Below are 4,106 nucleotides of genomic sequence, written 5' to 3' on the forward strand. Positions count from 1 at the left end.
CCGCGGCGTCCCCGAGCGGGCCGGCGAGCCCGCCGGCGCCCGCGCGGCTCGCGGCGGCGACGCCCGCGGCGGCGCAGGTGAAGGCCGACGAGCTGGGCCAGATCCCGGTGATCATGTACCACCGGATCATGGTCAAGCCGCAGCAGTCGCTGGACCGCTCGACCAAGGAGCTGCACGACGAGCTGACGCGGCTCGCCAAGGACGGGTACGTGCCGATCACCGCGGCCGACTTCGTCAAGGGATGGATCGACGTCCCCGCCGGCAAGCACCCCGTCGTCCTGACCTTCGACGACAGCACGCCCGGGCACTTCGGGCTGGACGCGCAGGGCAACCCGAAGCCCGACACGGCGGTGGGCGTCATCGAGCAGGTGGCGCGGGAGAACCCCGGGTTCCGGCCGGTCGCGACGTTCTACCTGAACAAGGACCTGTTCGGGATGACCGGCCTGCAGGCCGCCGCGGGCCTGAAGTGGCTCACCCAGCACGGGTACGAGATCGCCAACCACACCCTGTCGCACCCCGACCTGTCGCACCTGTCCAAGGACCAGGTGTACAAGGAGATCGGCGGCATGGAGGACGAGATCGTCAAGATGACCGGGACGCACACGACGACGTTCGCGTACCCGTTCGGCGTCGCCCCGCACAAGGCGGCGTGGGCGGAGAAGAAGGACGGCTCGTACGCCTTCCAGGGGATCTTCCTGGCGGGGTGGCGGCCGTCGGTGTCGCCGTTCGACGGGAAGTTCGACCGGTGGGCGATCGACCGGGTGCGGTCCGAGGGCAAGGTCAAAGAGGACGACTGCAAGCAGTTCTGCTCGACCGCCTGGCTCGACTATCTGGACAAGCACCCCGATGAGCGGTACACATCTGACGGAGACCCGAACACGGTGACGTTTCCCAATATGCTCGAGGACCGGCTGGGCAAGCCGTACCGGGCCTGGGCGCGGGTCTACTGATGCGCGCCGGCCGGCGGCGCCCGCACCGGATTGACCAGGCGCGCCGCGTCCCATATTCTGATCGCTGCGCTGTGGGCCTGCGCGCGCTTCGGACGGAGCAGGCTCGCGCTCGGTCAGGTCGGCGACATCGGTTCGGTTCACTGACGCGGTCAGCACCGCGTTCCTTCCGGTTCTCGGCAGGGCGGACGGCCCTCCGCGCACAACCCATAACGACTTCCATGTCCGTACCGGAGCCAGCCGACACATGACGAGCAGCACCGAGGCCACCTCGACCACCCCGCAGGTAGCGGTCAACGACATCGGGTCCGAGGAAGCCTTCCTCGCGGCGATCGACGAGACCATCAAGTACTTCAACGACGGCGACATTGTCGAGGGCACTGTCGTCAAGGTCGATCGTGACGAGGTCCTCCTCGACATCGGCTACAAGACCGAGGGCGTCATCCCCTCGCGTGAGCTGTCCATCAAGCACGACGTCGACCCCAACGAGGTCGTCGCCGTGGGCGACCACGTCGAGGCCCTCGTCCTCCAGAAGGAGGACAAGGAAGGCCGTCTGATCCTGTCCAAGAAGCGCGCCCAGTACGAGCGCGCCTGGGGCACGATCGAGAAGATCAAGGACGAGGACGGCATCGTCACCGGCACCGTCATCGAGGTCGTCAAGGGCGGTCTCATCCTCGACATCGGCCTGCGCGGCTTCCTGCCCGCGTCGCTGGTCGAGATGCGCCGCGTCCGCGACCTGCAGCCCTACGTCGGCCGCGAGCTCGAGGCGAAGATCATCGAGCTGGACAAGAACCGCAACAACGTGGTCCTGTCCCGCCGCGCCTGGCTGGAGCAGACGCAGAGCGAGGTCCGCCAGACCTTCCTCAACACCCTGCAGAAGGGCCAGGTCCGCAAGGGCGTCGTCTCCTCGATCGTCAACTTCGGCGCGTTCGTCGACCTCGGCGGCGTCGACGGCCTGGTGCACGTCTCCGAGCTGTCCTGGAAGCACATCGACCACCCCTCCGAGGTCGTCGAGGTCGGCCAGGAGGTCACGGTCGAGGTCCTGGACGTCGACATGGAGCGCGAGCGCGTCTCCCTGTCGCTCAAGGCGACCCAGGAAGACCCGTGGCAGCAGTTCGCCCGCACCCACCAGATCGGGCAGGTCGTGCCGGGCCGCGTCACCAAGCTGGTGCCGTTCGGCGCGTTCGTCCGCGTCGAGGAGGGCATCGAGGGCCTGGTGCACATCTCCGAGCTGGCCGAGCGGCACGTGGAGATCCCCGAGCAGGTCGTCCAGGTCGGCGACGAGATCTTCGTGAAGATCATCGACATCGACCTCGACCGGCGCCGGATCAGCCTGTCGCTCAAGCAGGCCAACGAGGGCGCCGCGGGGATCGAGGAAGAGGACTTCGACCCGACCCTGTACGGCATGCCGGCGGAGTACGACGAGCAGGGCAACTACAAGTACCCCGAGGGCTTCGACGCCGAGACGGGCGAGTGGCTGCCGGGCTTCGACGAGCAGCGCGAGACCTGGGAGCGGCAGTACGCCGAGGCCCGCGCCCGCTTCGACGCCCACCGCAAGCAGATCGAGGAGGCCCGCAAGGCCGAGGCGGAGGCCGAGACCGGCCCCGCCGCCGCCGGCGGCGGCGAGACCTCCTACTCCGGCGGCGGGGAGAGCGAGTCGGGCGGTGGCGCGCTGGCCACCGACGAGGCGCTCGCCGCGCTGCGGGAGAAGCTGTCCGGCGGCCAGTGATCCGTCACTGACCCCGCACTGACGGGCGGCGGCCCGCGGGCCGCCACGACGACGGCCGGAGCGCGATCCTCGGATCGCCTCCGGCCGTTGTCGATTCCGTCCCCCGGCCGGGGCGGCGCCGCCGGTGCCGCCCGCCTCCGCCCGTATGATCGTCCGGCGGTGTGATCGGTTCCGCTCACGGCGGGTTTCGCGCGCGCGGCGCCCGCCGGGGCCGTAGAGTCCGCAGGGGCCGCGCAGTGCCGCGCCGCCGCCACCCCCGAAGGTCCGCTCGTCCCCCGGGAGCACTCGTTCAATTGGCCAGCACAGAGGTAGGCACCAAGACCGGCGGCCCGGCAGCGCCGGGGCCGTCGATCGTCCCGCAGGGCCCCGCCCGGCTGACGCTCATCGCGATCACGGTCGCGGTGCTCGCGCAGACCCTGCGCTTCTCGCTTCCCCAGCTCGACCACTTCGCCGACGGCACCGGCACCGGCGTGGCCGCGGTCGCCGTGCTCGCGGTCTATCTCGCCGGGTTCGCGGCGCCGCTGGTGCGGCGCGCCGCGGGCCCGCGCGGGCTGCTGCTCGCCGGCGTCGGCGGGCTGTTCGCCGTCCGGCTCCTCGCCCAGGCGATCGGCCCGCAGACCTGGCTGGCGTTCGCCGGCACCGCCATCGGCATGATCGCGGTCGCGGCGCTGTTCGAGGGGGCGCGCGGGCTGTCCGGCGTCGGGTTCGCCACCGCGACCGTCGCGGGCCTGTCCGCCGACACCGCCGTCCGGATGTGCTTCGCCACCTGGGACCCGGTGTGGCGGAACGGGATCGGGCCGTGGCTGGCGTGCCTGGCGTTCGTGGCGCTCGGCGCCGCCGCCCTCTACCGGGAGCTGTCGTCCGGGCCGGTCACGGCGCCGGGCCTGTCCTGGCGGGACGCGATGGGCGCCGCGGCGTTCGGGCCGTTCCTCGCGCTGCAGGTGCTGGTGCTGGCCAGCCCCGCGTTCGTCGCCTCGTCCGGCTGGCAGTCGCTGACCGCCGCGCACATCGCGATCGTCGTCGGGCAGGGCCTCGCCCTCGCGTTCCTGGCCTCCGGGCTCGCCGTGCGGGCCGTCCCCGGCGGGGTCTGCGTGCTCGGCGGCACCGTGCTCGGCGTCGGCGCCGGCGCGGTCGCCGGCACGTACGCGGTCACCGGCATCGAGGTGGTGCCGATCGTGATCGTCGGGCAGGTGCTGTCGGCGTGGCTGCTGGCGGTGGCGTGCCGGGCGCCGCTGCGCCGCGCCGGGACCGGCGGGCCGGTCTGGCGGATCGACGTGGGCGCCGCGCTCGGCGGCTTCCTGATCCTCGTCGTCCTCGTCCCGTACCAGGTGAGCGCGCTGTCGCCGCTGCCGTTCCCGAACAACGTCCTGCCGGGCGTCGCGGGCATCGCGCTCGGCGGGCTCGCCGCCGCGGCGGCGGCCCGTGGCGGC

General features: G+C 71.9%; 2 protein-coding genes and 1 pseudogene. All 3 read left to right on the top strand.

All coding sequences use genetic code 11. The annotated features are described in order from the left end of the window. A partial coding sequence (locus F9B16_RS49520; RefSeq protein ID WP_151547205.1) for a polysaccharide deacetylase family protein occupies nt 1–950 on the top strand: 950 nt, incomplete at its 5' end. A 244-nt stretch (nt 951–1,194) separates the two neighbouring features. Next, on the top strand, nt 1,195–2,676 hold the full coding sequence (gene rpsA / locus F9B16_RS49525; RefSeq protein ID WP_151547206.1) for a 30S ribosomal protein S1: 1,482 nt from the start codon (nt 1,195–1,197) through the stop codon (nt 2,674–2,676). A gap of 293 nt (nt 2,677–2,969) precedes the next feature. Next, nucleotides 2,970–4,106 (top strand): annotated as a pseudogene (locus tag F9B16_RS49530) (endonuclease/exonuclease/phosphatase family protein); the annotation flags it as partial.

Origin of the sequence: Actinomadura montaniterrae, from assembly GCF_008923365.1 — a bacterium.
GTDB lineage: Bacteria > Actinomycetota > Actinomycetes > Streptosporangiales > Streptosporangiaceae > Spirillospora > Spirillospora montaniterrae.

What these genes read in the sequence shown, in the direction of transcription:
- rpsA (WP_151547206.1), top strand. Translation starts at nt 1,195, where the DNA reads ATGACGAGCAGCACCGAGGCCACCTCGACCACCCCGCAGGTAGCGGTC.